This window comes from Bacteroides sp. AM23-12 (assembly GCF_003434395.1).
Taxonomy (GTDB): Bacteria; Bacteroidota; Bacteroidia; order Bacteroidales; family Bacteroidaceae; genus Bacteroides; species Bacteroides thetaiotaomicron.
Map to the genome: position 1 here is coordinate 1 of NZ_QTLF01000042.1, position 25,329 is coordinate 25,329.

At 44.9% G+C, this 25,329-nt stretch carries 22 protein-coding genes and 1 pseudogene; 5 read left to right on the plus strand and 18 right to left on the minus strand.

Annotated elements, in window-relative coordinates:
* From DW640_RS20990 to DW640_RS21010, 5 genes and pseudogenes are all read left to right on the plus strand, one after another.
* A partial coding sequence (locus tag DW640_RS20990; RefSeq protein WP_304466181.1) for a DnaB-like helicase C-terminal domain-containing protein occupies window positions 1-226 on the plus strand: 226 nt, incomplete at its 5' end.
* Window positions 227-404: 178 nt separating this feature from the next.
* A complete protein-coding gene (locus DW640_RS20995; RefSeq protein WP_011107835.1) occupies window positions 405-935 on the plus strand; it encodes an HU family DNA-binding protein in 531 nt (176 codons plus the stop codon).
* A gap of 357 nt (window positions 936-1,292) precedes the next feature.
* Window positions 1,293-1,598 (plus strand): hypothetical protein, encoded by a 306-nt coding sequence (locus DW640_RS21000; RefSeq protein ID WP_011107836.1) that lies wholly within the window; start codon window positions 1,293-1,295, stop codon window positions 1,596-1,598.
* Between the two features lie 13 nt (window positions 1,599-1,611).
* Complete coding sequence (locus DW640_RS21005; RefSeq protein WP_011107837.1) at window positions 1,612-2,058, plus strand: N-acetylmuramoyl-L-alanine amidase; 447 nt, start codon at window positions 1,612-1,614, stop codon at window positions 2,056-2,058.
* Window positions 2,059-2,246: 188 nt separating this feature from the next.
* Window positions 2,247-2,522: pseudogene (locus tag DW640_RS21010) on the plus strand (Fic family protein); the annotation flags it as partial.
* Window positions 2,523-2,634: 112 nt separating this feature from the next.
* On the opposite strand, the gene DW640_RS21020 reads toward DW640_RS21010, so the two are convergent.
* From DW640_RS21020 to DW640_RS21105, 18 genes are all read right to left on the minus strand, one after another.
* Window positions 2,635-3,621 (minus strand): lysylphosphatidylglycerol synthase transmembrane domain-containing protein, encoded by a 987-nt coding sequence (locus DW640_RS21020; RefSeq protein WP_117578913.1) that lies wholly within the window; start codon window positions 3,619-3,621, stop codon window positions 2,635-2,637.
* Complete coding sequence (locus tag DW640_RS21025) at window positions 3,621-4,556, minus strand: phosphatase PAP2 family protein (RefSeq protein WP_055221127.1); 936 nt, start codon at window positions 4,554-4,556, stop codon at window positions 3,621-3,623. The genes DW640_RS21020 and DW640_RS21025 overlap by 1 nt, the downstream gene beginning before the upstream one ends.
* 17 nt (window positions 4,557-4,573) lie before the next feature.
* A complete protein-coding gene (locus DW640_RS21030; RefSeq protein WP_008762243.1) occupies window positions 4,574-5,242 on the minus strand; it encodes a CDP-alcohol phosphatidyltransferase family protein in 669 nt (222 codons plus the stop codon).
* A 39-nt stretch (window positions 5,243-5,281) separates the two neighbouring features.
* Window positions 5,282-5,746, minus strand: a complete 465-nt coding sequence (locus DW640_RS21035; RefSeq protein ID WP_008764781.1) for a GtrA family protein — start codon at window positions 5,744-5,746, stop codon at window positions 5,282-5,284.
* A 14-nt stretch (window positions 5,747-5,760) separates the two neighbouring features.
* Window positions 5,761-6,240 (minus strand): phosphatidylglycerophosphatase A, encoded by a 480-nt coding sequence (locus tag DW640_RS21040; protein WP_008762241.1) that lies wholly within the window; start codon window positions 6,238-6,240, stop codon window positions 5,761-5,763.
* Between the two features lie 149 nt (window positions 6,241-6,389).
* Window positions 6,390-7,679 (minus strand): inositol-3-phosphate synthase, encoded by a 1,290-nt coding sequence (locus DW640_RS21045; protein ID WP_008762240.1) that lies wholly within the window; start codon window positions 7,677-7,679, stop codon window positions 6,390-6,392.
* Window positions 7,680-7,787: 108 nt separating this feature from the next.
* Window positions 7,788-10,340, minus strand: a complete 2,553-nt coding sequence (locus DW640_RS21050; RefSeq protein ID WP_072066515.1) for a DUF5686 and carboxypeptidase-like regulatory domain-containing protein — start codon at window positions 10,338-10,340, stop codon at window positions 7,788-7,790.
* 107 nt (window positions 10,341-10,447) lie between these two features.
* Window positions 10,448-11,740, minus strand: coding sequence for a PAS domain-containing sensor histidine kinase (locus DW640_RS21055; protein ID WP_117578914.1), 1,293 nt, complete (start codon window positions 11,738-11,740; stop codon window positions 10,448-10,450).
* A 21-nt stretch (window positions 11,741-11,761) separates the two neighbouring features.
* Window positions 11,762-13,111 (minus strand): sigma-54 dependent transcriptional regulator, encoded by a 1,350-nt coding sequence (locus DW640_RS21060; protein WP_008762237.1) that lies wholly within the window; start codon window positions 13,109-13,111, stop codon window positions 11,762-11,764.
* A gap of 68 nt (window positions 13,112-13,179) precedes the next feature.
* On the minus strand, window positions 13,180-14,658 hold the full coding sequence (locus DW640_RS21065) for a TolC family protein (RefSeq protein ID WP_011107843.1): 1,479 nt from the start codon (window positions 14,656-14,658) through the stop codon (window positions 13,180-13,182).
* Between the two features lie 131 nt (window positions 14,659-14,789).
* Window positions 14,790-17,399: an ABC transporter substrate binding protein gene (locus DW640_RS21070; RefSeq protein WP_008762235.1), complete on the minus strand. Its 2,610-nt coding sequence runs from the start codon at window positions 17,397-17,399 to the stop codon at window positions 14,790-14,792.
* 83 nt (window positions 17,400-17,482) lie between these two features.
* Window positions 17,483-18,736 carry an ABC transporter permease gene (locus DW640_RS21075; RefSeq protein ID WP_048698180.1) on the minus strand — a complete coding sequence of 418 codons (1,254 nt, stop codon included), beginning with the start codon at window positions 18,734-18,736 and terminating at the stop codon, window positions 17,483-17,485.
* Window positions 18,737-18,768: 32 nt separating this feature from the next.
* A complete protein-coding gene (locus DW640_RS21080; RefSeq protein ID WP_008764773.1) occupies window positions 18,769-20,058 on the minus strand; it encodes an ABC transporter permease in 1,290 nt (429 codons plus the stop codon).
* Between the two features lie 37 nt (window positions 20,059-20,095).
* Entirely contained in the window at window positions 20,096-20,722 is a 627-nt protein-coding gene (locus DW640_RS21085; protein ID WP_022470259.1) for a GIN domain-containing protein, read from the minus strand.
* A gap of 29 nt (window positions 20,723-20,751) precedes the next feature.
* Window positions 20,752-21,417 carry an ABC transporter ATP-binding protein gene (locus tag DW640_RS21090; RefSeq protein ID WP_016267112.1) on the minus strand — a complete coding sequence of 222 codons (666 nt, stop codon included), beginning with the start codon at window positions 21,415-21,417 and terminating at the stop codon, window positions 20,752-20,754.
* A 28-nt stretch (window positions 21,418-21,445) separates the two neighbouring features.
* Entirely contained in the window at window positions 21,446-22,693 is a 1,248-nt protein-coding gene (locus DW640_RS21095; protein WP_022470258.1) for an efflux RND transporter periplasmic adaptor subunit, read from the minus strand.
* 243 nt (window positions 22,694-22,936) lie between these two features.
* The gene (locus tag DW640_RS21100) at window positions 22,937-24,328 is read right to left on the minus strand and encodes an NAD(P)/FAD-dependent oxidoreductase (RefSeq protein ID WP_054959969.1); all 1,392 of its coding nucleotides are present in this window, start codon (window positions 24,326-24,328) and stop codon (window positions 22,937-22,939) included.
* A gap of 54 nt (window positions 24,329-24,382) precedes the next feature.
* Complete coding sequence (locus DW640_RS21105) at window positions 24,383-25,288, minus strand: glucosaminidase domain-containing protein (protein ID WP_008762229.1); 906 nt, start codon at window positions 25,286-25,288, stop codon at window positions 24,383-24,385.
* Window positions 25,289-25,329: the final 41 nt, after the last annotated feature.

Below are 25,329 nucleotides of genomic sequence, written 5' to 3' on the forward strand. Positions count from 1 at the left end.
CATTGAGCAAGACGCGGATGTAGTAATGCTGCTCTACCGCCCTGCACTGGCACGGCTCACTACCGACCGGGAAAGCGGTTATCCGACCGAAGGACTGGGGGTAGTCATCGTAGCCAAACAACGCAATGGAGAGACAGGGAACGCATACTTCAGCCACAATCCTTCTCTAACGAAAATTACGGACTATACACCACCATTGGAAGTATTACTGAAACAAGCAAAATAAAAACAGAATCAAAACAATATTATATTACATAATATTATTTCTAATATTTTCCGATTTTATTTCATATTTACAATGAAATAAATGGCATAATGCTTGACTTCGCCTCTTATATTTCGTATATTTGTAATGTCATAGAGAAACAAAATAATTATTACTTAAACCTTAACTTTTTAAATTTATGAATGTTTCAGTAGAACGCTATCAGCGAAGAAAGTACGTAAGTCAGGAGAATTCCCCGATGCTGTATTACGTACGTCAGAAATCGGGTACAGTAAGAGTGATGGACGTCGAAAAACTGGCAGATGCCATCGAAGCCAACTCTTCACTCACAGCAGGAGATGTAAAACATGCCATCGAAGCTTTTGTAGAGCAACTCCGCCTGTCACTCACCCAAGGTGACAAAGTGAAGATCGACGGTCTGGGTACGTTTCACATCACACTGTGCAGCGAGGGGACAGAGAAGGAAAAAGATTGCACGGTCCGAAGCATCCGCAAGGTGAATGTCCGGTTTGTAGCGGATAAAGCACTGCATCTGGTGAACGCAAGTCACACCAGCACACGAAGCGAAAACAACGTGGAATTCGTACTAGCAAGCAAAGGTGACACGGAAGGCGGAAATGCCGGCGGAGGAAACACCGGAGGCGGAGGAAATAGCGGAGGCGGAGGAAACAGCGGAGGCGATGAAGAAGCTCCGGACCCGACAGTTTAACAGGACTTTTTTGGGAAAGAGCAGTACAAAACACTGGAGCAGCCCTCCCAATTGAAACTGACTAAGAAGTCAATAGTATCTCAATTCCCCTCCCTTTGGGAAGGAGGGGTGGCTGAAAGCCGGGGTGGTAGGTAAAACAAGGTTTATTCCTATTCTATTGTAAATAACAGAGTTATGCATTCACCTACCACCTCCCCCTACGGGGACTCCTCCTTCCCGAAGGAGGAGAAGTAAGATACTACCGACTTTTAGTCAGTCTCAGGTTCGTCGCTTCGCTCAGAATGAGAGATACTATATCGAACTAACCTTAATGTACAACTCCCCCCATTATCAATTATCAATTATCCATTAAAAAAAATGCTAGATAAAATTATCGAGATTATTATGACTATCCTCCCTTTCCTGGGTAATCGTAAAAAGCGTAAAGCGATGGCGCAAGACGTCAAAGAATTCAGCGAACTGGTGAAAGACCAGTATACCTTCCTGATGGAACAGCTGGAAAAGGTACTGAAAGATTATTTCGACCTGAGCGCGAGAGTGAAAGAAATGCACACCGAAATCTTTTCGTTGAGAGAACAACTGGCACAAGCTGCCACATTACAGTGCGTAAACAAAGAGTGCCTACAGCGTACACAAAGCGAGGCATCCATCTCTGAAGCTTAATGCCGGACAGATTATGAGAACGATCAACTTAATCGTAATTCACTGCTCCGCCACACGCGAAGACAAGGATTTCACGGAATATGACCTGGACGTCTGCCATCGCCGACGCGGATTCAACGGAGCGGGTTATCATTTTTATATCCGCAAAAACGGGGATATAAAGTCTACCCGACCGATAGAAAAGGTCGGTGCCCACGCCAAAGGTTTCAACAGAGAAAGTATCGGTATCTGCTATGAAGGCGGGCTCGACAGCAAAGGTCGCCCCAAAGATACCCGGACCGAATGGCAGAAACATTCACTGCGGGTACTGGTTCTTACTTTACTGAAAGATTATCCGGAATGCCGCGTATGCGGTCACCGTGACCTTAGTCCCGACCGGAATGAGAACGGAGAGATAGAACCGGAAGAATGGGTGAAAGCGTGCCCTTGCTTCGATGCGGAAAATAACTGGAAAGCATGAGGCAGAAATCAAGAAAAGTTTTAATTGAATAGCCTATAAACAAGAAAACTCCAATTGCCCGACCAAACTAAGTCGGAGCAGTTGGAGTTTCTACCTTTATAAAATAGATCATCAGGATGTCTCCTCTGAAGGAAATTAATGCTATCTTTGTAGAAAGTAATAAACTTATAAACTTTTTATATTCCAGCATGTATACTCCGCCTTTCGCCATATCTTCCCGCGCTATCCACTTAATAGCGGATATCTCCGCATTGGTAGAACGATATGCCATCCGCATGGAACAGGAAGATGCTTTGCTATTGCGGAAAATCAACCGAATTAAAACCATTCAAGGTTCACTGGCTATTGAAGGAAACACCTTATCTGAAAGTCAAATTACAGATATCCTTGACGGAAAGCATATAGTAGCTCCCATCCGTGAAATACAGGAAGTACGAAACGCCATCAAAACTTACAATTCATATCACACAGCCTAAGGCATAGCGAACGCCTGATCACATCATTAAAGCAAAAAGGTATGATTCAGCGAGTTGGATCAAACAAAAACGGATACTGGGAAATTATAGTAAAATAAGGCTACTTTTTATTTCCAACCTTCATCAAAGCAAGCCCTATCACAATCCAGACCATCTCACGCACGCGAGTGATCAATGCCGCATAGACTCCATAAGCTCCGGAAAGGGAAAGCCCGCCTACCGCAAGGGCAAATCCTCCCTCACGGCCACCCAACTGCATAGGCAAGAAGAACAAAAGATTGGCCAGTAAAGAAGAGAAGGCAGCAATCAGGCAGCAATCTGCAAAACTGACACTCCTTGTCAGCACATTGAGGATCAGCCAGATTTCCAGACAACTGACCACACGTGCCGTATATTCCAAAAACAAAGCGGCATAAAAAGCTCCCTTCTTCTGTTGATGAAGCAGGGCTATCTGTTTATCTATGTTCTCCAACTGTTCCCGATGGGAGTCGGCAAAACGGATTACTTTCTTTTTCAGAAAAGGAAGATGACTGCCCAGACGAACGAAAGCAACTGCCATCCCATGCTGATAGCCTTTTACAAACAACATAGCTACCAGCAGGCAGAAGACGGTGATTGCACCCAAAATGGTTCCCATCACCCACCCTACCGGATAGAGGCAAAGGTATAGCAAGACAGAACTCAGCCAAAAGCAGAAATGAGAAAAGATGTGCATCATCACGTAGAGAATCACCGAAGAAGTGGCTCTCTCCACTCCTATATACGGTTTCAGTTCCATGATGCGATACGGCTCACCGCCCATCAGTCCGACGGGAGTTACGTAATTCAGGGCAAAACCCGTAACGGTAAACTTATAAAGCCGGGCAAATGAAAACCCCGGCTTCCCTCCGCTACGTATAATGATGTACCACGATGTAGTATTAATCAGATAAACGAACAGCCACAGCAATAATACCAAAGGCAAATATACTCCTGCCCTTTTCAAATTTGCCCAAAGTTCCTGATAATCCATATCGAAAGTGAATATCATGATCAGGACGGCGACAATGCCAAAAGCCAGGAATATATTGCGGTATTTGTTCTTCACTATTTAATATACTGATAATATCGGTCAAAGAAGTTTCTGAATCCGCGAATCTTCATCAGTCCGTACTCAAAGAACAGCCAGCCGAGCAGTGCACAGGAGATTCCAAGGAGTACATCTATAATATAGTGATGACAAGAGTAGATCGCTGTTCCCCAGATGCCTGCCATGATAACAGAGAAAAGGGCAATCACATACCATCTGCATTTGCCGATGATGGCATACACCAATGCCACAACCATATATGCCGCATGAAGGGAAGGAACGGCAGCAAAGACGTTTGCGTTTCTTCCATAAATGGAGTCGAAGATAGTCACTCCAAAAATCTCGTCGAAGCGACCGAGACCCGCCACGTTACCCGGAGTATTCAGTATCGGTTCGAAACCGTAGTTGATAGCATACCAGGGGGGAGCAGCCGGATGGATATAATAGCCGGCAAAGCCGATTAAGTTGACAAACAAAAAGACTAATGCAAAGCGAAGATAAGTTTTTCTCTCTTTCTTAAAGTACAGGCAGAGTCCGAACAGGATAGGCACAGGGACCCAGCAAAGATAGAAGATGCCGGCGAAGACATCTGCCACCGCCCAATGATGCACGGCAAAGTACTCACAAGGAGTAACCAGCACACCATTATCCATCACTCCGAACAACGACTTTTCGAGATTATAAAGTCCGGCCACATCAATCGGATTTACTTCGTAATTGGGGCAGATACGCATCCAGTCATACGAGATCCCGAAAATGGCGAAAGGCAGTAAGGCCACTGCCAGCTTCCGGGTAGGTAGTCCGGCAAAAAATAAAACCAGATAGAGTGCCGCCATCAGCAGATGTTCGGAACGGAGTCCGATACAAGCAGCTGTCAGCAGAAGAAAAAGAGCCATGATGACAATAACGGTCAGGGTTTCTTTCTTCGACGGCATTTGAATTGTTTTTATCATTAAGGATGTTATTTTAATTAGTCATTCTTCTTTTCGTTCGCTGTCATCACCTTATAGCAATGTCTCACGCGTGCGAAAGCTGTGATATTGGCGAACACAGCGACGATTGTCAAAGGCACCATCAATATCAGCATCGGATCAAAAGCGGTAATATCCTTGAATACACCGCAGAACAAGGCTCCGAGACTTGTCAGAACCACACGCTCCGGGCGTTGCATAAATCCAACCTTGCACTCAATGCCCAGACCTTCGGCGCGGGCACGCACATAGCTCACCATCAGCGAACCGATCAGGGCAACAAACGCAATGATAGCGTAAATGAAATAGTCTTTGACTGACAAATAGTAACAGATACCGAAGAAAGTCATCAACTCACTATAACGATCGAGCACAGAATCGTAGAGGGCACCGAATTTGGAACTCATGTTTCCCAGACGTGCCACACGCCCGTCCATCATATCGAACAATCCGGCAAAAAGGATCACACCTCCTGCCCATCCAAGAATGGACAAATCATTCTGTCCGCCACAGATACCGGCATAGACAAACATACCTGCCGCTACCACATTCAGAATAAATCCGGTAGTAGTGATAAAATTAGGGGTGATGCCTATTTTAATCATTCCATGTATCAAAGGATTGATAATCTTATAAATCAGTTGCTGTAAGTAATCTCTGTAATTCATATACCTAAATCTGTTTTTATCTAAATCTTCTGTTTTCTTTCAATTTCTTTTAAACAAGCTTCTTATATCTATATTCCGGTAAACAAAGAAACGCTGCATATTATAATTCCAGAACAACGCTACAATGACTGCCACCACCACTTTAGGGATGATGAAGAAGTCACCGAAATATTGGCTGAGTGTATCACGTACCCACGGAATTTTCGCTAACGATTCCGTCAGAGTGTACGTCCCCCACGTATTCAGCCAAATACTGCAAACCCACACTATTATGAATTTTACAGCAACATGCGTTTTTTTCCCTTTCGATTTAAAAGTCCATTTATAATTGATAATGCAATTGATAATTCCTCCATAGATAGCGCCCGCCAAGGTAGCATATACATAGTAGACATCAAATAGCCTTACCAGAAGGATAGTCACCAGAAAGTCTGCAATAGTCGCCATTTGAGCCGAAAGCTGCGCCCTTAAAAACATAAAGACTCCACCCTTCTGCGAGATCATCCGTGCAACTCTTTTCAGCCAATCACCCATCGTGCCACCGCTATCAAGATAAAACTATATACACCCGCCAGTACATCATCCATCATTACCCCTACTCCACCTTTAAAGTTCTCCATCTTGCGTACTCCCAATGGCTTTACGATATCAAAAATACGGAACAGAGCAAAAGCCGCTATCACGTACCAATACCACCGGTCATTATCGGGAACTGCCAGTAACGGAATCCACACACCTACCATTTCATCGACCACCACACGTGACGGGTCTTCGCCCCAACAAGACTCCAACTTATTGGCAGCCCAAATACCTGCAAAGGTAAAAAGAACCACCAAAGCAGCAGTCGTCCATAATAAAGCAGTGAAAGGAAGCAGGAAGTAAAGTGCAATCCAGATGATAGAAGCCAGCAATGCCCCGGCCGTACCGGGAGCAAAAGGAGAAAAACCAGAGCCAAAGCCCGTGCCTATTAAAACAGGTAGAAAGGAAGGTCTCTTCATTAATAGTTGAGAGTTGAGAGTTGAAAATTGAGAGTGGAGGATGATTGGATGTGCTCCAAAAATAAAAGTTGAAAGTTAAAAGTTGTCTAATGCTGCAATTACATTGCAACAACTTTCAACTCTCAACTTTCAACTCTCCACTTATTTAATTAAGCTAAATAATCAGGTTCTTTTTCACCAATCATGTTACGCAATGTCTGTTTTACCATTCTCCATTGTGTGAACAGGTCGTGTTCCGGCTGATGTTCGAAATCGTGCATCGGGCTCTTGCAGAAGAATGACAACCAAGTCTGGATGCCACACATACCTGCACGCATAGCCAAGTCACTGAACAATACCAGGTCAAGTGCAATAGGAGCAGCCAGGATAGAGTCACGGCAAAGGAAGTTTACCTTGATTTCCATCGGATAGCCCATCCATCCGAAGATGTCGATGTTATCCCATGCTTCTTTGTTGTCCTTACGGGGAGGATAGTAGTTGATGCGTACTTTGTGGTAAACGTCTCCATAGAGATCCGGATATTTTTCCGGTTCGAAGATGGTGTCGATTACAGACAGCTTACTAACTTCTTTTGTCTTAAAGTTGTCCGGATCATCCAGCACTTCACCGTCACGGTTACCGAGGATGTTGGTAGAGAACCAACCGTTCACACCCAGCATACGAGTCTTGAACATCGGAGCCAATACGGTTTTCATCAGTGTCTGACCGCTCTTGAAGTCTTTACCGGAGATAGGAACATTCTTCTGTTTAGAGAATTCCCACATGGCCGGAGTATCTACACACAAGTTAGGAGCACCCATCACAAACGGAGCATCTTCTGCGATAGCAGCGTATGCATAACACATACTCGGAGAGATAACTTCTGTGTTGTTATCTTTCATTGCTTTCTCCAAAGCAGCGAGTGACATGTGTTCGTCTGATAACGGAATGTAGATTTCGGTACTTGCAGCCCACAGTACAACAACGCGTTCGCAGTTATTGGCAGCCTTAAAGTCGCGGATGTCCTGACGGAGTTGTTCTACCATTTCCCAACGGGTAGCAGCCTTCTTGATATGTGTACCATTCAGACGTTTTGCCCAGTTGTGATCGAAAGCTGCAGGCATCGGCTTGATAGCTTCCAGTTCATCTTTCACACCGTTCAGGTCTTTTTCTTTCAAAACCTCGGCATACATAGCAGCTTCATATGCGTTGTCCGGGAAGATATCCCATCCACCGAAAACAATGTCGTTCAAATCAGTCAAGGGCACAACGTCCTTGATGAGTTTTTCTTCGTTGTTTTCCATGCGCATTGTGGCTAACTGTGTAATAGATCCTATCGGTTTTGCCAGTCCCTTGCGAGAGGCTAGTGTACCTACAATCATTGTGGTGGCAACCGCACCACCTACTCCAACTACCAACACGCCAAGACGTCCAGTAGCGGGTTTAATTTCTTGTTTCATTTCTATTCTATTAAAATTAAACTAAAATTGATGCAAAAATAAGATTAATTAATTACTAAAGCGACCTTTGTTTGCTATATAAACATTGCAATTAGCAGGATTTAACTTTTAGAAGGTCATGTGAAGACTTATCCTCAGGCCGGACTTGTCAATATCGGGCGAATCCCTATATGTGAGCCGCCAGACGTAGTCTAAACGTAATACCTTGAAAATGTTTTCAATACCCACACCCGCCTCCACGTAAGGTGTTTTTCCCATTGTACGGGTACTTGCTATCGGAAAAGCGAACAAACCGTCTGTCATATCCGGATTATTCTTATCACTCAAATGCCCATAAAGTCCACGACAGGAAACTATTTCCCTCCATTTCAGTTTTTTCAACAATGGGATACGATTGAACAACCACCCGTTGAGGAAATAGGTGACGTCCCACGAAAAGTATTCATCATTCATAAACTCCATAGCATTCATTAACGAATAGGATTCCGGCTGAATGGTGTAGGAAAGGTTCGCATTCGGCATAATGAGCAACGGAAAGGGAACTTTATCCCATACCTTCCCTGCTTTCAGGATAATATCCGTATAGCCGAAAGCGGAAAACCAGAAACGTTTCTGCACACCCGCTTCGGTATGATTATAGGTGTAATCACTTCCCAGTACTCCTTTTCCGGCAATGGTGTGCGACAGTGTAAACACCGGAGCATCCAGCGATACAGGGAAGCGGTTCCATTGTGTCTGAAAGAATTTCTCGTTCGGGGCATAGCGCAGCTTCAACTCCGCCGCACTGGTAGAGAAGTCTTTAACCGGAGAGTAAGCCTCACCGTCTTTCCGCAGAAAAGGAATCAGGTAGCTCGATTCATCCGTCCGCCTGCGTGCCGTTAGCTGGAAGGAGAAGCCGGAATAAAACTCATTGGTATAGGTCATTTCCGTTTGCCGGTAATAGCCGATACGATCATCTTTTTCACGCTTCAAGGCAAGGAAGACATTGTCTTTGCTTGTGTACAGATAGTTTTGTCCGTATTGGTTAACGTCCGATTCATAACGTACTTTCAGTGAATGGATGGGAAATTCATTGGCATATTCCTTTTTCTTTTTAAAGGAGTATTCTACTTCCGCCAGTCCTTTCAGCCTTTCGTCTTTGAAGCCATAAGCGATATAGCCTTTGCCGAACAGATGAGGGTTGAGCCATGCGGTCGTCATTCCACCAGCACGGATACGCGGTCCTTCCAGCGTATTCCCGCTGATGGTGGCATTCATGGGACCGATATAGAAAAGAGGGGCTTCTTTGGAGGTCGGGATGTATCCGGTGAAGAGAATGGATAGCACCTTTTCCGTCCAATAATAGACCGGATAGCCACGCAGTTGCGCCATCAGGCGGTCTACGGAGTTCTCCTGTTGCGAGATGGCTGCTTGCGGACGGTTCTCCGCCCAGAAAGTTTCGGGTCGGGACAGCGCTTCGGTTTCTTCGATGATACGTTCCGGTTTGGTGAAGGCTTTATCGGCTTCCTCGGTCGGAAGGAAAGAATAACGACTGTAATCCGCCACCCGACGGGCAAAGATACCATCCTGTCCTTCGGTCAGTTTGAATTCTACGGTGATACTTTCATGGTCGAGCAGACGAGTACCGTCTTCTGCCCGCTTAAATTCCTGTTCAAGCAGCATATAATCGACAAAGTTCAGATTGATCTTCTTCGGGAAGTTAAGTACGGCACGTTTGACAAAGTAGGTAGAGTCGAGCGTGACATACAAGTGCCCGTTAAAACCGAAAGATTCGGAATTAAAGGGGGTGAAAGCAAGGTCCGCACAGGTTTCACCGCCGATCTGCAAGGTATCCATCAGATAATATTTGTAGAATCCTGTCCCGATGCGGGATAAGGGGCTGACGAACTTATTGGTGAACAGGGAGATGTTGTTCTCGTAAATGTCCACGTCTTTAAAGACTTCATTAATAGCAGCCTGCATACCTTGTTTGGAAAGGAATTCATCGACTCCTGCCTGCTTGCGTCCCTTCACCCACTGCTTTTCGGAATGAGGAGATTTGCGGTAGTAGTCCGTAGCAAGAAGTTCACGGGCAGATACGGTCAGTATCGGTTTTCCGGTGACGGCAGAGGTGTCTACATATTCTGTCAGGAAATCAAATTTGCGGTATAGCCATTTCTTCTGTTTCTCTTCGTCGAAGTTGTTCAGCGCAAAGGTAGTCTTCTCATAACGGTCGCGCTGCCAGAAGTCTTTCTCATTAGGAGAATGGTCGTCACGATGTTCTATCATCCGACGGACAAACTCCACAGCGGGATTGTCTTTCTTACGGTAATGCTCGCGTTTAGGCTTCACCAATACTTCGTTGAGCGCATATGTAGCGGGAGAAAGTGCTACTTTATACGAAAGATTACGTGCCGGATGGATCAGCCGGCTATATTCATTATAGCCTACGGTTGAGATCACAAGCACTCCTTCGGAGCGATGAGTTTTGAAATAAAAGCGTCCGTCACTTCCGGTAGTCGTTCCTTCGGTCGTGTTTTTCAGACGTACAGATACATAAGATAAGGGTTCTCTGGTCAGAGAATCAGTCACCACACCCTGCACTATGTATTGGGCACTTAGCGGAATACTGATAGCCAATAAAAGAAAGAGCGCTACTGCACCTTTAATTATTAATCTCATATCTTATACCTTAACATCCTATTGAATTGAGCGGGGCAAAGGTAGGAGGGATTTCAGAACAAAAAAAGGTCTATATAGCGGAAGAACTGTTCTCGTTTGACATTTGATCAGGGAAAAAGAATACGGAATCTGGTTAATCCGTCGGCATAAGTCCGCAGAGAGAAGGTACAGCCGTGACGCATCAGAACCTCCCGGATAAAGATCAGTCCGATTCCCTGACCATTGGGCTTGGTGGAGAAGAACGGGCTGAACAGCTTCGCTTCCACCTCTTTGCTGATTCCCTTGCCGTTGTCCACCACTTCGACAATGGCAGGAGAAAGGGTGCGGACGATAATCTCTCCATCCTTCTCGATGCTTTCCGCAGCATTCTTGATGATGTTTACCAATACCTGTTCGAAGAGGGAGGCATCCATTTTTACCTCTTTCAGCGTTTCGTCTATCTCCAGACGAAGTTTTATGTTCCGGTCGGTACACATACCTTCCATAAAACGTTTGCATGTAAATGCGAGGTCATTCAGGTCGACAAGTGTGAGCGTCGGTTCGGGAATCTTCACTACATCGGCAAAACGGGTGATGAAACGGCTCATAGAGAAACAGCGTTCGGTACATACACGCATGACATCGCAAATATCATCCATGCCTTCTTCGGTAGAAAGCGCCTGTTCTACCGTATCCAGTGTGGAGGTTATTCCGGCAGTAGTGTTGTTCACTTCGTGGGCAATCATGCGGATCACTTTCTCGTAGGCTTTCTTCTCTGCCTTCATCACTTCGTCCGTCAGACTTTCTATCAGGAAGAAGGGGTGCTGAAATCCACGGTCAATAAAAGAGGAATGCGTACACCTATAAATATTCGAATCATTCAGACGGACGGTAGCCGTTTCTCCTTTCGGTACGTTTGCCAACTCGGCGGCAAGCGGAGAATCTATCTCGTTCATCTTTTTACCCAGAACATCTTCCTGACGGACACCCAGCATTTTCTGCGCCATCGGGTTCAGCTCGGAAAGGTCCTCGTCCAATGTAGTGAGGATGACTCCCATCGGAGAGGCTTTAATCAGCAGGTCAAGGAAGTTATTCTGTTCGCGGAGACGGAGACGTTCATTCTTTAGTTGCTCCATCATCCGGTTGAAGACGTTCACGATACGGTCAGCTTCATATTGCCCCACGGGACTTAACCGGCTGCTGAAACCCTGTTCGCGCAACAGTTCCATACCGCTTCCGATAGAGTTCAGCGGTTTCACAATCTTACGATAGAAAAACGGGAGATAACACAGGATAAAAAGGACCAACCCCTCTCCTATATAGAAATAGATCATATTCAACCGGCTTGAAAGGAAAAGCAATCCACCCCCCAAGACCAGAAGCAGGAAAACGAGTATACCAAAGAATCCTTTTATACGCATAATAATAGTAACATCTATCTGCTAAACACTGATTCCAAACTTCTCCAGACGACGGTAAAGGGCGGCACGACTGATGCCAAGCGCTGTAGCTACCTGACTCAGATTTCCCTTATGACGCTCCAAAGCCTGCAAAATCGTCTGCCGTTCTATTTCATCCAGAGTCATACCAGCAAAGGATGCGCCTTCGGCGACTTTCTGATCTTCGTGACGGATATACTGAGCATCAAAGTCGGCGGCATCAAGCGTCGGCTTTCCATTGACCAGAATCGTACGTTCTACCAGATTCTTCAATTCACGGATATTTCCCGGATAAGGTAAGCGACTCAGAAACTGCAAGGCATCCGCTGAAAATTCGGTGCGAGGAAAACCGTTGGCCTCTGCCTGACGATCGGCAAAGTGACGTGCCAGCAAGGGAATATCCTCCCGACGCTCACGCAAAGCCGGCAGTCTGACGGTAATCAGATTAATACGATAAAACAAATCTTCGCGGAAAGTACGTTCGCCCACCATCTTACGCAAATCGGCATTGGTAGCAGAGACGACACGAATATCCGTCTTACGGGGACGGCTGTCTCCCAATACTTCAAACGTCTGATCTTGTAACACCCGCAAGAGCTTCACTTGACAGGAAGGATCGAGATCACCGATCTCGTCCAGAAAGATGGTTCCTTTATTCGCCATCTCAAAGCGTCCGATACGGTCGGAGGAAGCATCCGTAAAAGCTCCTTTCTTATGGCCGAACATTTCACTTTCGAACAGACTTTGGGAGATTCCTCCCAAGTTCACCTTGACAAAAGGCTGTTTGGCACGCTGGCTGTTGATGTGTATCGCTTCGGCTATCAGTTCCTTGCCCGTCCCACTTTCTCCGGTGATCAGTACGGAAGCATTCGTCTTTGCTATACGGGCAATGGTGTTCAGTACTTCCGTCAGTCCCTGACTACGGCCGATGATATGACGGCGGTCGAAAGCGTCATTCTGTTCCTGCGTTGTCTCTTTGGGAGAGCCTGCCAGTTCCAAAGCCGTCTCGATACGTTGCAACAATGCCGCATTATTCCAAGGTTTGGTGATAAAATCGAAGGCTCCTGCCTGCATACCTTGCACGGCAAGCTGTATGCTTCCCCAGGCGGTCATCAGTATCACCGGAGTTTCCGGACGGAATATTTTCACTTGCCTGAGCAAAGTCAGCCCTTCTTCACCTGTAGTAGAAAGGGTGAAGTTCATATCCATTAAGATTAAATCCGGTGCTACGGAACGCACCACCTCCATAGCTTCCCGGGGACCGGAAACCGTTTGTGCTTCATATCCAGCCCGCTTCAACATAAAACTGAGTGAAGAGCGTACCGCACTGTCGTCGTCTATTATTAAAATCATAGTTTAAATTACTTGTGACAAAGATATTGTAAATACTCAATACAAGCAACAAATAGCCCGATTAATCCCTATTGCCGCACTATTTCATCAAAATCTGCTTCCAACTCCGTGTTAGCCTGGAAATCCCAGAGAGTCAGACTACGGATCTGATAAAAGTAATACCAGTAATAATAAAGTTCGGAGATGTGCTTCCGGCGCGCCTCGTCTTTGGCGTTCTGGGCGTCATTTAAATCCAGCGTGTTGATTTTACCTATCAGGAAGGTTTCAATACTGGTTTTGTAACGTTGCTGAGCTATGCCATCCGCCTCTTTGGCTATCTCCAATTGCTGTGCCTGATTATTGAAATGCTCTACCAGCAAGAATATGTCCTGATTGAAGTTGATCTGTTCCTGCCGGATCTTCGAAAGCACTACATCGCGGTTGCTTTTCGCTACCCGTACCTTTCCGCGTCTCTTTCCCCAGTCCAGAATCGGAATCTGAACGCCTACCTGCACAATCTGATTATCCTGCAAGTTCCTGTAGACACTGGAAAGTTCACGACTCTCTCCCGTATATCCTACACTAGCAAACAAATTAATGCTACGCAGATTACCACGTGCCGTAGCTACCGCATAATCGGCCTCCAACTGACGGCGACGAATATTCTGGGCAAAAGAATTACGTTCCAGCGCTTTATTCAAAACCATATTATATTCCATTTTACCACAATCTACCGACTCGGGAACGACAGGACGGAGGATTTCATCCTCTCCCACTCCCAGAAAGGCACGAAGCTGGAACATCTTGGCATTCAGATCACTTTCGGCTTCGGTCAACGCAGCCTTTGCATTCAATGCCGAAAGTTTTAACTGGAGAAGTTCATTTTCCGAAATCTGTCCCATCTTGCGTTTAGCTATAGCCACTTCGTAAAGCTGATTGGCATTCGTCAAGTTCTGACGGGCGGTTCCAAGAGTCTCCTTCGCCAACAGCAGATCAAAATAATAGGTAATAGCCCGCATCGTCACTTCTTCGGTAGCTGTGATAAATTCCGCTTTCGCTTCGGCATATCGCACAGGTTCTATACGCCTGTTCCACTTCACATTATTCACACCAAGAATAGGTTGGGTCAGTTTTAAAGTAACAGGAACGGACATCAGATGGCGATCACCGCTATTACCCAGTTGCTTTAGGTAGTCGAGGGAAGAGGTTAGTGAAAGTTGTCCACCGGTAAGCCAGATATTCTGGTCGATGGAAAGTTCACCGGAAAGACCTAAGGCGCTGTTGCGGACAAAGCTGTAAGAACCGTCCGGATTCTGATAGGAGCCGTAAGATTTATTGTAATTAGGCAGTGTTCCTTTCAGATTGATTTCCGGAAGAAGATCGGCACGGAATGTGCGATATTCCCAATAAGATGTTTTCAACTCATTCAAGGCAACGGCAGCGTCAACAGACTGCATACGCGCCATAGCGATAGCTTCGTTCAAGGTGATTTCCCTCTCTTTCTGTGCCGACACTGCCAAAGGCAGACAGATTGCAGCCAGAACAAACAATATACTTTTCTTTTTCATTGTACACGGTATTTTCCAGTCAGATAGAATCAAACCATGTGCCAAAAGAATAATACATTTACTATCAATCGGTTAGAGAAATGTATCAGTGTTCATTTTCGGACACTATGCACAGAAATGAACGTTCAGTCTTATTCGCAGAAATTCGGGATACGTACAGTAAAGCGAGTTCCCCTGCCTACTTCGGAAGTCACAAAGATCGTTCCTCTCAGACGTTCGACAATCGTCTGGCAGATACTCAATCCAAGACCGGCTCCCTGTGTAAAGTTGTCCACCTTATAGAATCGTTCGAAGATATGACGGATACCTTCTTCGGAAATGCCGACTCCCGTATCTTCCACAAAGATTCGGGTATATTCGGGATCTTCATCTTCCTCATATCCGAAAGTAATGGAACCGTAAGTCGTAAACTTGGCAGCATTATTGATCAGATTATTGACGACTTGTTGGAGACGGACATTATCTGTCACCAGATATTTTTTCTCATTATCGGGCATACGAAGCAACAGTTCCACTCTCGGAGGCATATTCAGTTGTTGAGAATCATGCACTGTCTTCAGCAGCAGAGGCAAATTATGATTGGCAAACATAAATTCCATTGTTCCTGACTCGATACGCGACAGATCGAGAATATCATTAATCAATGCAAGTAACAATCCGCAATTCTTATTGATCGTTGCTATAAATTGCCCTATTTCCTCTTCTGTAAAGCCGCTTGTATCGCTCAACAAGTCGGAGAAACCGACAATAGCATTCAGTGGTGTACGGATTTCATGACTCATATTGGCAAGGAAAGCAGATTTCAGTTTGTCAGCCTGAAGTGCCTTATCACGCGCCTCCCTCATTTCCTGTTCTGCTGTCTTATAACGTTGGATACTTTGGCATACACCTAATATATTATATAGCGAATCTCTCGTCAGACCGGAAATAACAGAGGAACGGTATTCCCACCATTCATATTCTCCATTGGCATTGCGCTGACGGAAATTCAAACGGGTATTGGTTTCTTTTCCCGCCAATGTTTTATCAAAGAGAATACGCATTTCCTTCAAATCCTCCGGATAAACCATACGATCCATTTCGTCGCGGGTGATGGAAGTAATCGACTCATCATAACCAAAACGAACAAGAAAACCTTGCGGAAAGATGAAACTATTACTCTCCACATCAAACTGCCAAGGGTAAATAGAACTTTCCTCCACGGCCATGTCAAAGAAACGTTTCTGCATTTCTTCATCCGATACGTTGCGTGCCGAAAGTGCCATACCGGTAATCTGCCCGCCTGAATGAATCGGAACAACTTCCCCGGAAACCGGGAAATAATGTTCGCTATGTACTTCTTTCATAAAAGCCCCATCGGGAATAATGACACTCTGCCCAGTCTCTCCCACCTTCTTCAATATCTTGTAAAGGATATCCTGACCGTTATAGTATATTTTGAAAATACTGCCCGCCATCATTCCTTCATAATTCCGTCCGCCCGATTCTGAGGGTAAATGAAGGATCTTCAGCAGAGAACGGTTGGTAAAGTGAATATGAAGATCAGTATCATATGTGATCACACCGTCGCGTATGGAATGGAAGATATTATCAAACTCATTCCGCTGTTCCACCAGTTTATTCTGCACCAACAAGCGGGTCTGGGCATGTATCCGTCGCTTAGCTTCACGACGGTTGACACGAATGAGCCACACGATAGAGACGATCAACAATGCCAGGATAGATGGATAAAGAAGAATAAACAATAATTTATATCTTTCCCAATACGGCTGATTAACGACACTGCCACTGGAGGAAACCTTATCCGGGTCTATATGAAAGAAGTCCAGCTGTTTATAATCGTAAATAAATCCCTGTTCCGTCTCCGTCACACCCAGTTTCAAGGGAGATTCCCCCTTCAACACTCGCGATGCCTTCTTTGCAGCAGACATCGCAGAGGTATAGGCGTCTGCGTCATATGCCGCAAATACACCGTTCATCAGCCCCACATTCTGACTGGAGAAGACCGGTGCTTTGGAGTTCTTGCCTACAAACGAAAGGAACGGTGACCATTTGGGAGCAACCACAACCCGAGCATAACTATTACGGGGATAACAGATAGCCGCAATAATATGATTGGTTGATTCATGCTGGGTATTGTAGAGTTTCATCTTGTAATCCGGATTCTCTTCCTGAAAAAGCTGCCATTCTTGTTTGAAGTCCTCACGTCCCTTATTACTCAGAAAACTGTTGTCAATCACACATATCACTTCTTTCCGTTGGGGAAATACCTTTTGTGCCTGCTTTAAGATCACATAAAAATCGGGATTAGCGGTGAATCCGCATACATTGGGAAGACTCGCTATAAGTTCTTTATCGGGATATTTGATTCCGAAAAACACAACCGGAACCTGGTAAGGCAACGAATCGCCGGAAGAGAAAAGAGTGTAAAAAGCCTCATCGCTGGCTGTGATAATCATATCCGTCTTTCTGTCACGGGCACGCTGACAAAAACGCTGCATAATCACTTTCTCCGAACTGAATGACCAAAAATCGGCATCCAAATATTCAGTAGTAATATTTACTTTCAGTCCATTCTCTTTGAATCCCTTGGTCAGCCCCTCATTCAGGTCGTTATGCCAAGGGGTTTGCGAGGTATAAGATTGAATAAAAAGTATGTTGTATGTATGTTCTGCTGCCGCCGCCCGGGCAAAAACAACGAAGAACAAAACAACAAACAAACAGTAATATTGTCGGTTCATAAGCAAAAAACAGCATTGTTTTCAACATTTTGCCTACAAAGATAAGTTATTATATTGAAAACAATGCAAATAGCTTCAGTTTTTTATTCCTCGCGTAAGGCTTCTGCCGGCTGTATACGGATCGCCTGCCGGGCGGGGAACCAAATGCCTATGAGTATCATCAAAGCCATCAAAAGACTTGTCACACAAAAAGTGATAAGAAAACGAATGATACTCCACTCTATACCACCTTCCGTCAGTTCCAGATAACCTATATTATAACAAATAATTGCAGCAGGCAAAGCAGCCAGTGCCAGTAGCAACAAGCCTTCTTTATTAAGACGATGCCAGAGTCCCATGCGGGTGGAACCGACTGCGACACGAAGTCCGAGTTCTCCACGACGATGCTGGGTACGAAACCAGAATGTACCGACTATTCCCAACAGGATATTCACCAACAAAAAGCCCATCATCCAAAACCGCGTCTGCATCTGATTGACATTGGTACGATTATAATCCTCACGTATCATCTCGTAATCGTGTACCTTCAGTATAAAAAGATTTCCCACACTGAACTGGGTATCCGACTGTTCCATCAGACGCTCCGGAAAGCCGGGAGCCGTATTCGGCTTTACACGCAGGCAAACTTCCGTATTGAGCGGATACAGGTCATCATTAATCTCGGCCAATTGTGCTTCCGTAAGAGGAATAGCCATATAGCGATCGCTGTAATTTGGCCAAAAATCATTGTAACGTACCTTAGTCGATACGGCAGCTATTTTATAAACGTCTGTAGAATCATCCACATTCACGACTTCTTTTCCCAACAACGTACGGTCACCCTTATAACCGTCAGGCCATATATTCTCGCTGAGAACCGCATTTCCGTTTTTTATAGCCTGCATTAAAGGCTGATATCCCTGTCCATCCGCACTTTGATAACGGAACACCTGAAAAAACTCCGGTGTTACCGGACGTCTCAACGGACTGCGCACCAGCGTATCAAGGCGAAAACGGATGCCGGAATTACTTCCTATATACGGACGTGCATTCACTGATATCGAGACAGCCTCTACTTCCGGCAAGCGACGGAGTCGGTTAGTCAGTTCAACAATGTCCTGTCCCGTCGTCGTTTCCTTCTGCCCTTTCGGAATATAAGAATCACTCTTATTGTTTTTCAGACTGAGTTCCAGATAGTAAGTATTGGTGATGTCATATCCCAGCGGTTCGTAATAAGTACGCGCTGTTGCATACGTCCAATCGACAATATACCACAACACCACGAAAACAATCAGCAATTCTGCCCACAGCCACCCGTTCGAGCGACGTTCGTTCCATATTTGTTTTAACAGTTGCATCTTCTTAAAAATTAGTTTGTTGAATGTTTCGGTTATCTCTCATTGATGGCATCCACAATATTTGTCCGTGTCACTCTCCATGCCGGAATGGCAGCACTCAATAAATTAAGTGCAAAGCAGGCAAAAAATGCGAGCAAGAACACAACCGGGTCAAACAGCAGATCCATACACATGGTCCGCAAATCCGTCACACCATTACCCATAAAGTCAATGGAAAACAGCATACTTCCCAAAAAGAAAGTTGCGCCATAACTCAGAATTAATCCGAGCACTCCACCCAACAGTGAATAAAGCATATTCTCAGAAAGTACCTGTATCATCAGTTCGCGTCTGGGCGCACCGAAAGCTTTTCGAACACCGATTTCAGAAAGGCGTTTGCGCATACGCGACAATGTCAGTCCGGAAAGGTTGACAGCAGGTACGATCAACAGAATGATTAACGTTATTATATACTGACGGACAGCCTGCTTCACAGCCGGAGGATTATTGGCTGAATATCGTTGCGCCGCCACAAAATAAGTATCCGGCTGGTCACGATAGAGCAATTCATAATCCGGATAACCTTCCATATATCTGTCCCTGAGACGTTCAGCTTCCATACGGATTGCCGGAAAGTCATCCTGAGATTTAGCCAGAATGTAGACACTCACCATTCCCATAATTCCATATTCACCCCAACTGGCGGTAAACGCATCTGTTGAACTTAAAGGAATCCAAATCTGGGCATAAGCATACCGTGCCAGTTTGGATACGGGACGCACAACTCCACAAATCATATAAGCGGAGTGATTTAAAAGGAATGTTTTTCCGACTACATCCGATGTTCCGAACAATTGCCGGGCTATATCCTCAGATATTACTGCTTTGGTTGCACCGGCATCAAAAGTAGCCTTATCAAACGGATATCCCGAAAGGAAATCGAACTTAAATACTTTCCAGAAATCATCATCCACCTGCAATACACTGCAACTAACCTTCTCTCCCGCTGGCTTGGCAGCCAGCATCGTTTCCGAGAAACTGCTGGTTATAGTAACTGCTTCAGGGGCAGCCATTTCTTTAAAACAGGCTTTCGCTGTCTTATAAGAAACAGGTCCGTTACTCTGCCAGTTCTCGTTTGTTTTATACTGAAATCCCGCATACCTGAAAATCAACATACGGTCACGATAGCTTTCCGGAGCAAAGGGTGCAATAGTAGCACGCAATGTGATCACAATCACCATAATCATAGCAATAGCCAATGCCGTACCTATGATAGAGATAGAAGAAAGTAACTTATTCTCCTTCAACAGGTGAAATGCTTGTTTGAAATAGAGTTTTATCATTGTAATCTCATTATCTTCTCATTCATTTTCATACTTATCAGAATCCCCAGCCTTTCGTGCTCACATCCGGGCATTTCAGGCCTTTATGATTGATTCTGCCTACTCCGTCACGCTTCAGAGAAGCTCTGTCTGCCTTGCCGGACAATTTGATATTTCCGACTCCATCCACTTTGGCTTTCACAGTATTGCAGTTTACATTGACATTCATATTCCCGACCCCGTCTACCATTAATTCCAACTCATCACAATGGAGCTTTTTCACCTCACAGTTTCCCACTCCATCGAGTTTGAAAGTTATATTTTTCAGTTTCAGGGTTTCTTTAGCATTGAAGTTGCCGACACCATCGATCTTTACACTCTTCAAATCAGGGGCTGTGATATAGAACGTCAGGTTCTTAACGTTTTTTACATTCTTCTGCTTATATTCGATAACCAATGTTTCTCCTTTTACCGTTACTTTTGTTTTATCGACATATTCAAAAGGACCTTCCATCCGACAGGAATAAGTATCGGACTGAGTGAAAATAATGTTACCTACCGACCGCAGATTGATAGCGGAAAATTCGCCTACTTTACAATCTTCACTCACATTTTGTGCCCAAAGCGGGCAAAGGGCTACACTTAATAATACCGCAACAGCAGTTATAAAAATATTCTTTGTCATGATTAGCTTTTTTAGAGTTTAAAAGGGGATTACTGTACCTGACGGCCATCGAAGAAACGGATAGTTCTTGAAGTCTGTTTCGCCTGTTCTTCATTATGCGTCACCATAACGATAGTTCGGCCGTCTTCCTTATTCAGCCGATGGAGAAGTTCCATGACTTCGGCACCCATCTTAGAATCCAGATTACCGGTAGGTTCATCGGCAAGAATTATCTCCGGATGACCGATAATTGCACGCGCTATGGCCACACGCTGACACTGACCACCGGAAAGCTGTGTCGGAAAGTGATTCATACGATGACTCAATCCGACTTTTTCCAGTACCTCCTTCGCCAAACGCTTGCGTTCACCGCTGCCGATACGACGATAGAGTAACGGTAACTCAACGTTATCCATCACATTGAGTGAATTAATCAGATGGAAAGACTGGAATACAAAGCCCAGTGTTTTGTTACGGAAAGCCGCCAGTTGCTTATCTTTCATTCCCTCAGTGTGCGTACCGTTAATTTCAACAGTTCCTGTTGTGGGTGCATCAAGCAGTCCCATAATATTCAACAAAGTAGATTTGCCACATCCGGACGGCCCCATAATGCTTAGAAATTCTCCGCGGTCTACGGTCAGATTCACGTTTTCCAGTGCTACCGTTTCAATCTCGTCCGTACGGTAAATCTTAGAGAGAGAAGTCAATGTTATCATAACTATAAGTATTTAATTTAGATCGTTTTTATCTCATTTTCAGCTTATTCTTGTTCTTATAAGAGCTCATATCACTGACTACCACTACATCTCCCGGTTGTAAGCCACTCACCACTTCCACATATTCAAAGTTGGAATCGCCCAGCTGTACTTTACGTTTCACCAGTTCGTCATCAGATGTCCGGACAAAAAGATCATACTCACCACGTCCCACATAGAAAGAAGCGTTTGCCATCCGCATCACATCTTCCTTTACGGCATTCATCACATAAACGTCCGTTTTCAGTCCCGAACGTAAACGGTGGTTATTATCGTCTTTCAACTGCACTGTAAAAGAAATGACTCCGTTTTTAGACAGGGGTGTCACACTGCTGACCGTTCCTTCCAGTTTGTCATTGCCTATCTTCACAACCGCTTTCCCTCCGGCAGCTACCCGGTCACCGTAGGTATCGGCTATTTCACCTTCTACTTTAAAATGGCTTAAGTCTGAGATGATGGCCACCTGTCCGCCTTGCGAAATCTGAGCACCGATCTGATTATTAATGTAGGTAAGAATCGCTTTACGCGGAGACCGAATCTGGGCATCGTCCAGTGTACGCTTCATTTCGGCAAGACTTTTACGGAAGATATTGAAATCCAGTTCCTGCACTTTCAGTTCGGCAGCCGCTACTTCTTTTTCGTTCTTATATTGTTGTTGGAGCTGTTCGTATTCCAGTTGTGCTACGTTATAGCTCAATTCTGCCTGACGCACTTTATCTGTTGTTCCCGCTCCCAGACTGTCCAGATAGTGTTCGTTCCGAAGTTCCACTTTCATGCGGCTCAATTTCATGGCAGAGACCTTAATCTGCATCGCCATATCGGAAAGTTTCGTCTGATTATTGACGCGAAGCTGATCCAGCTTATAGCGGCGCATCTGTTCTTCGTCAAGCAGTTTTTTATATTCCGTTTCCGTGCTCTGAAGGTCGAGTTTCAGAATCGGAGTGCCGATTTCCACACTATCCCCTCCTTTTCTGTATACCTCAACGATACGACTGTTAATGGGAGAATTGATGATTTCTTCAAATGCAGGGACTACCTTACCGGAGGCGCTGACACTAACTTCAATCATTCCCTTATCAACTGTAGAAAGTACCAGATCCTTTTTTTCCACTCCTGTCCGCATGACAGATATAAGTATGCCGATAACAACTATACCGGCCACTCCTATCGATGAATAACGGATGATCTTTTTATTGCGTTCTTTGTTACGCACTTCTTTGGGTATTTCTCTGTCCATATCTAAGTATTTACAATTTCACTTTCAGTTGTTTTACCTTTTATTATACCAAATCTATGCCAAAAGCATAATCAACTGATTAACAGAGAATAATAAAAAAGAGAAGGTGTCCGATATCGGACACCTTGTACGAATTTACCGTTCAAAAAAACATGGTGTCACTATACTGTTATTATAGTGTCACTATCTTCTTGTTATAGTGTCACTATACCGACCGGATAGTGACACCATCGCAAAACGGTGCTATACTATTTCTTTTGAGTTTGGTTGCGGTTCTTGTTTGGCCGGTTGTGGCTCCTGTATGAGGTCTTTCCCCCAATGAGTAGTTGCCTCAATTGCTTCCCGGTCACGGATCTCTTTCGCCTTGCGGGCATAGACAATCATTCTCATGGACTGATCATAGGTGAAGTAATTCCATACCCAGTTCAACAACACCACTACTTTATTGCGTACTCCCAAAATAGAGCGCAGATGCACTACCAGCCACATTACCCAGGCAAACCATCCCTGCATCTTCACCTTGCTGAATTCCGCTACGGCACGATTACGCCCGACAGTCGCCATCGACCCCAAGTTACGATAATGAAAAGGCTTCATCTCTTTTCCTTTTTCCAGGCGAATCAGATTCTTTGCCAGCAATTCCCCTTGCTGGATGGCAACTTGTGCCAGTTGAGGATGTCCGTTCGGATAATCTTCGTCACCGGAAAGAATACATAAGTCACCAATGGCAAACACATTATTTGTTCCTTCTACCCGATTAAAGGCATCTACTTTGATACGGCCTCCACGACCGATTACGGACGTATTCATATTCCCAAAAGAAACTCCGGTCACTCCACTTACCCAAATAAAAGTACGGGTAGCAATCTCACTGCCGTCTTCAAGTGTCACCTTATGGTCACGGTAATCCGTGACACGCTTATTTAAAAGAATGTTGACTCCCATTTCACGGAGAAACTGTTCTGCATGACTAGATGAGTCTTCGGACATTCCGGCAAGTAGCCGCGGACCCGCTTCTATCAGATAAATATGCATCAGACTGCTGGGCATATCGGGATAATCATTCGGCAATACAAATTTCTTCATTTCCGAAAGTACTCCCGCCACTTCCACTCCCGTGGCACCACCACCTACGACAACGATATTCAGCAACTCCTGCTGTTCTTGTTTGTTGGAGCAGGTCACAGCACGCTCCAAGTTGGCGAGAAGCGCATTTCTGAGCCCCATAGCTTCGGACACGTTTTTCATTGGCATGGCCTCCTCTTCGATATGTTTATTACCGAAGAAATTGGTCGTCGTACCTGCGGCAAGAACCAGATAGTCGTATTCCGCCTTCCCTATGGAAGTCTGTATCATGTTCTTTTCGGGGAAAACAGCACGTACTTCCGCCATACGGAAATAAAAATCTTTCCGATGCTGGAATATCTTGCGGAAGGGGAAGGAAATGGAAGTCGGTTCCATACCTGCCGAGGCCACCTGATAAATTAACGGAGGGAACTGATGATAGTTGTTCTTATCTATCAACACAACTTGAAAGCCTGATTTTTTCAGCTTATTAGCCAACTTCAAGCCACCGAAACCACCGCCTACAATGACGACCCGTTTCTTACTGTCCTTTGCAATATTTAGACTCATATATTAATCATGTTTTATCATACATAATAACACATGAGTATGGCATAAAGTTTTCTAACGCAGACGCAAACGATCTCCTACCTCCGGAATATATTCTCCGTCCTTACGATTCATCTTGTACAGATTCTTGAGACGGATACCATATTTCTGCGAGATGGCATGCATAGAATCGCCATCTTTCACAATATATACAGTATGAGGCTTGGATGCTTTCTTCTTTTTGCTCTTCAGATAGATGATATCTCCGGCTACTAAAGTATAATCACGCTGCAAGTCGTTATACTTCACCAACTTCTTCCAGCTGATATCAAATTCCTTACCTAAATCCTTGAAAGTATCCCCACTACGGGCTACGATATAGGCGATATCATTGGCGATATACACCGGATGCGGACTCAGCAGCCAAGGGTTCTTTCGCAACTTACGTTCCGAGTAGACACCTTTGCTGTCATATTTATACAGGTCGTAATCTTCGATAATCGTAATCAGTCGATTGGCATAGGAAGGGTCTGTGGCGTATCCTGCCTTTTTTAATCCGCGTGCCCATCCTTTGTAATCGGTGATATCGAGTTTGAAAAGGAAGGCATAACGGGCACCCCTTTTCAGAAAGTCGGAATGGTCTTCGTACGATTCGCGGGGATGCTTGTAGGCACGGAAACATTCATTGCGGGCATCGTCATCATGACGTACCGAACGTCCGCGCCAACTGCCGCCACACTTAATACCGAAATGATTATTACTCTTGCGTGCCAACTGGCTGTTTCCGGCTCCGCTTTCAAGCAATCCCTGTGCCAGAGTGATGCTTGCGGGAATTTTGTGAAGCTTCATCTGCTCCACAGCCAAGTCACTATACTTATTTATATATTCTACATAACGTGCATTCCGTCTTTGTGCCTGTACTCCTACGGCAAAGAAGATAATGGCAGTTAGAAAGACTAGTCTATACAATTTGTTCTCCATTTTAACTTATATGTGGATTATCGGACACAAAAATCTGAAAA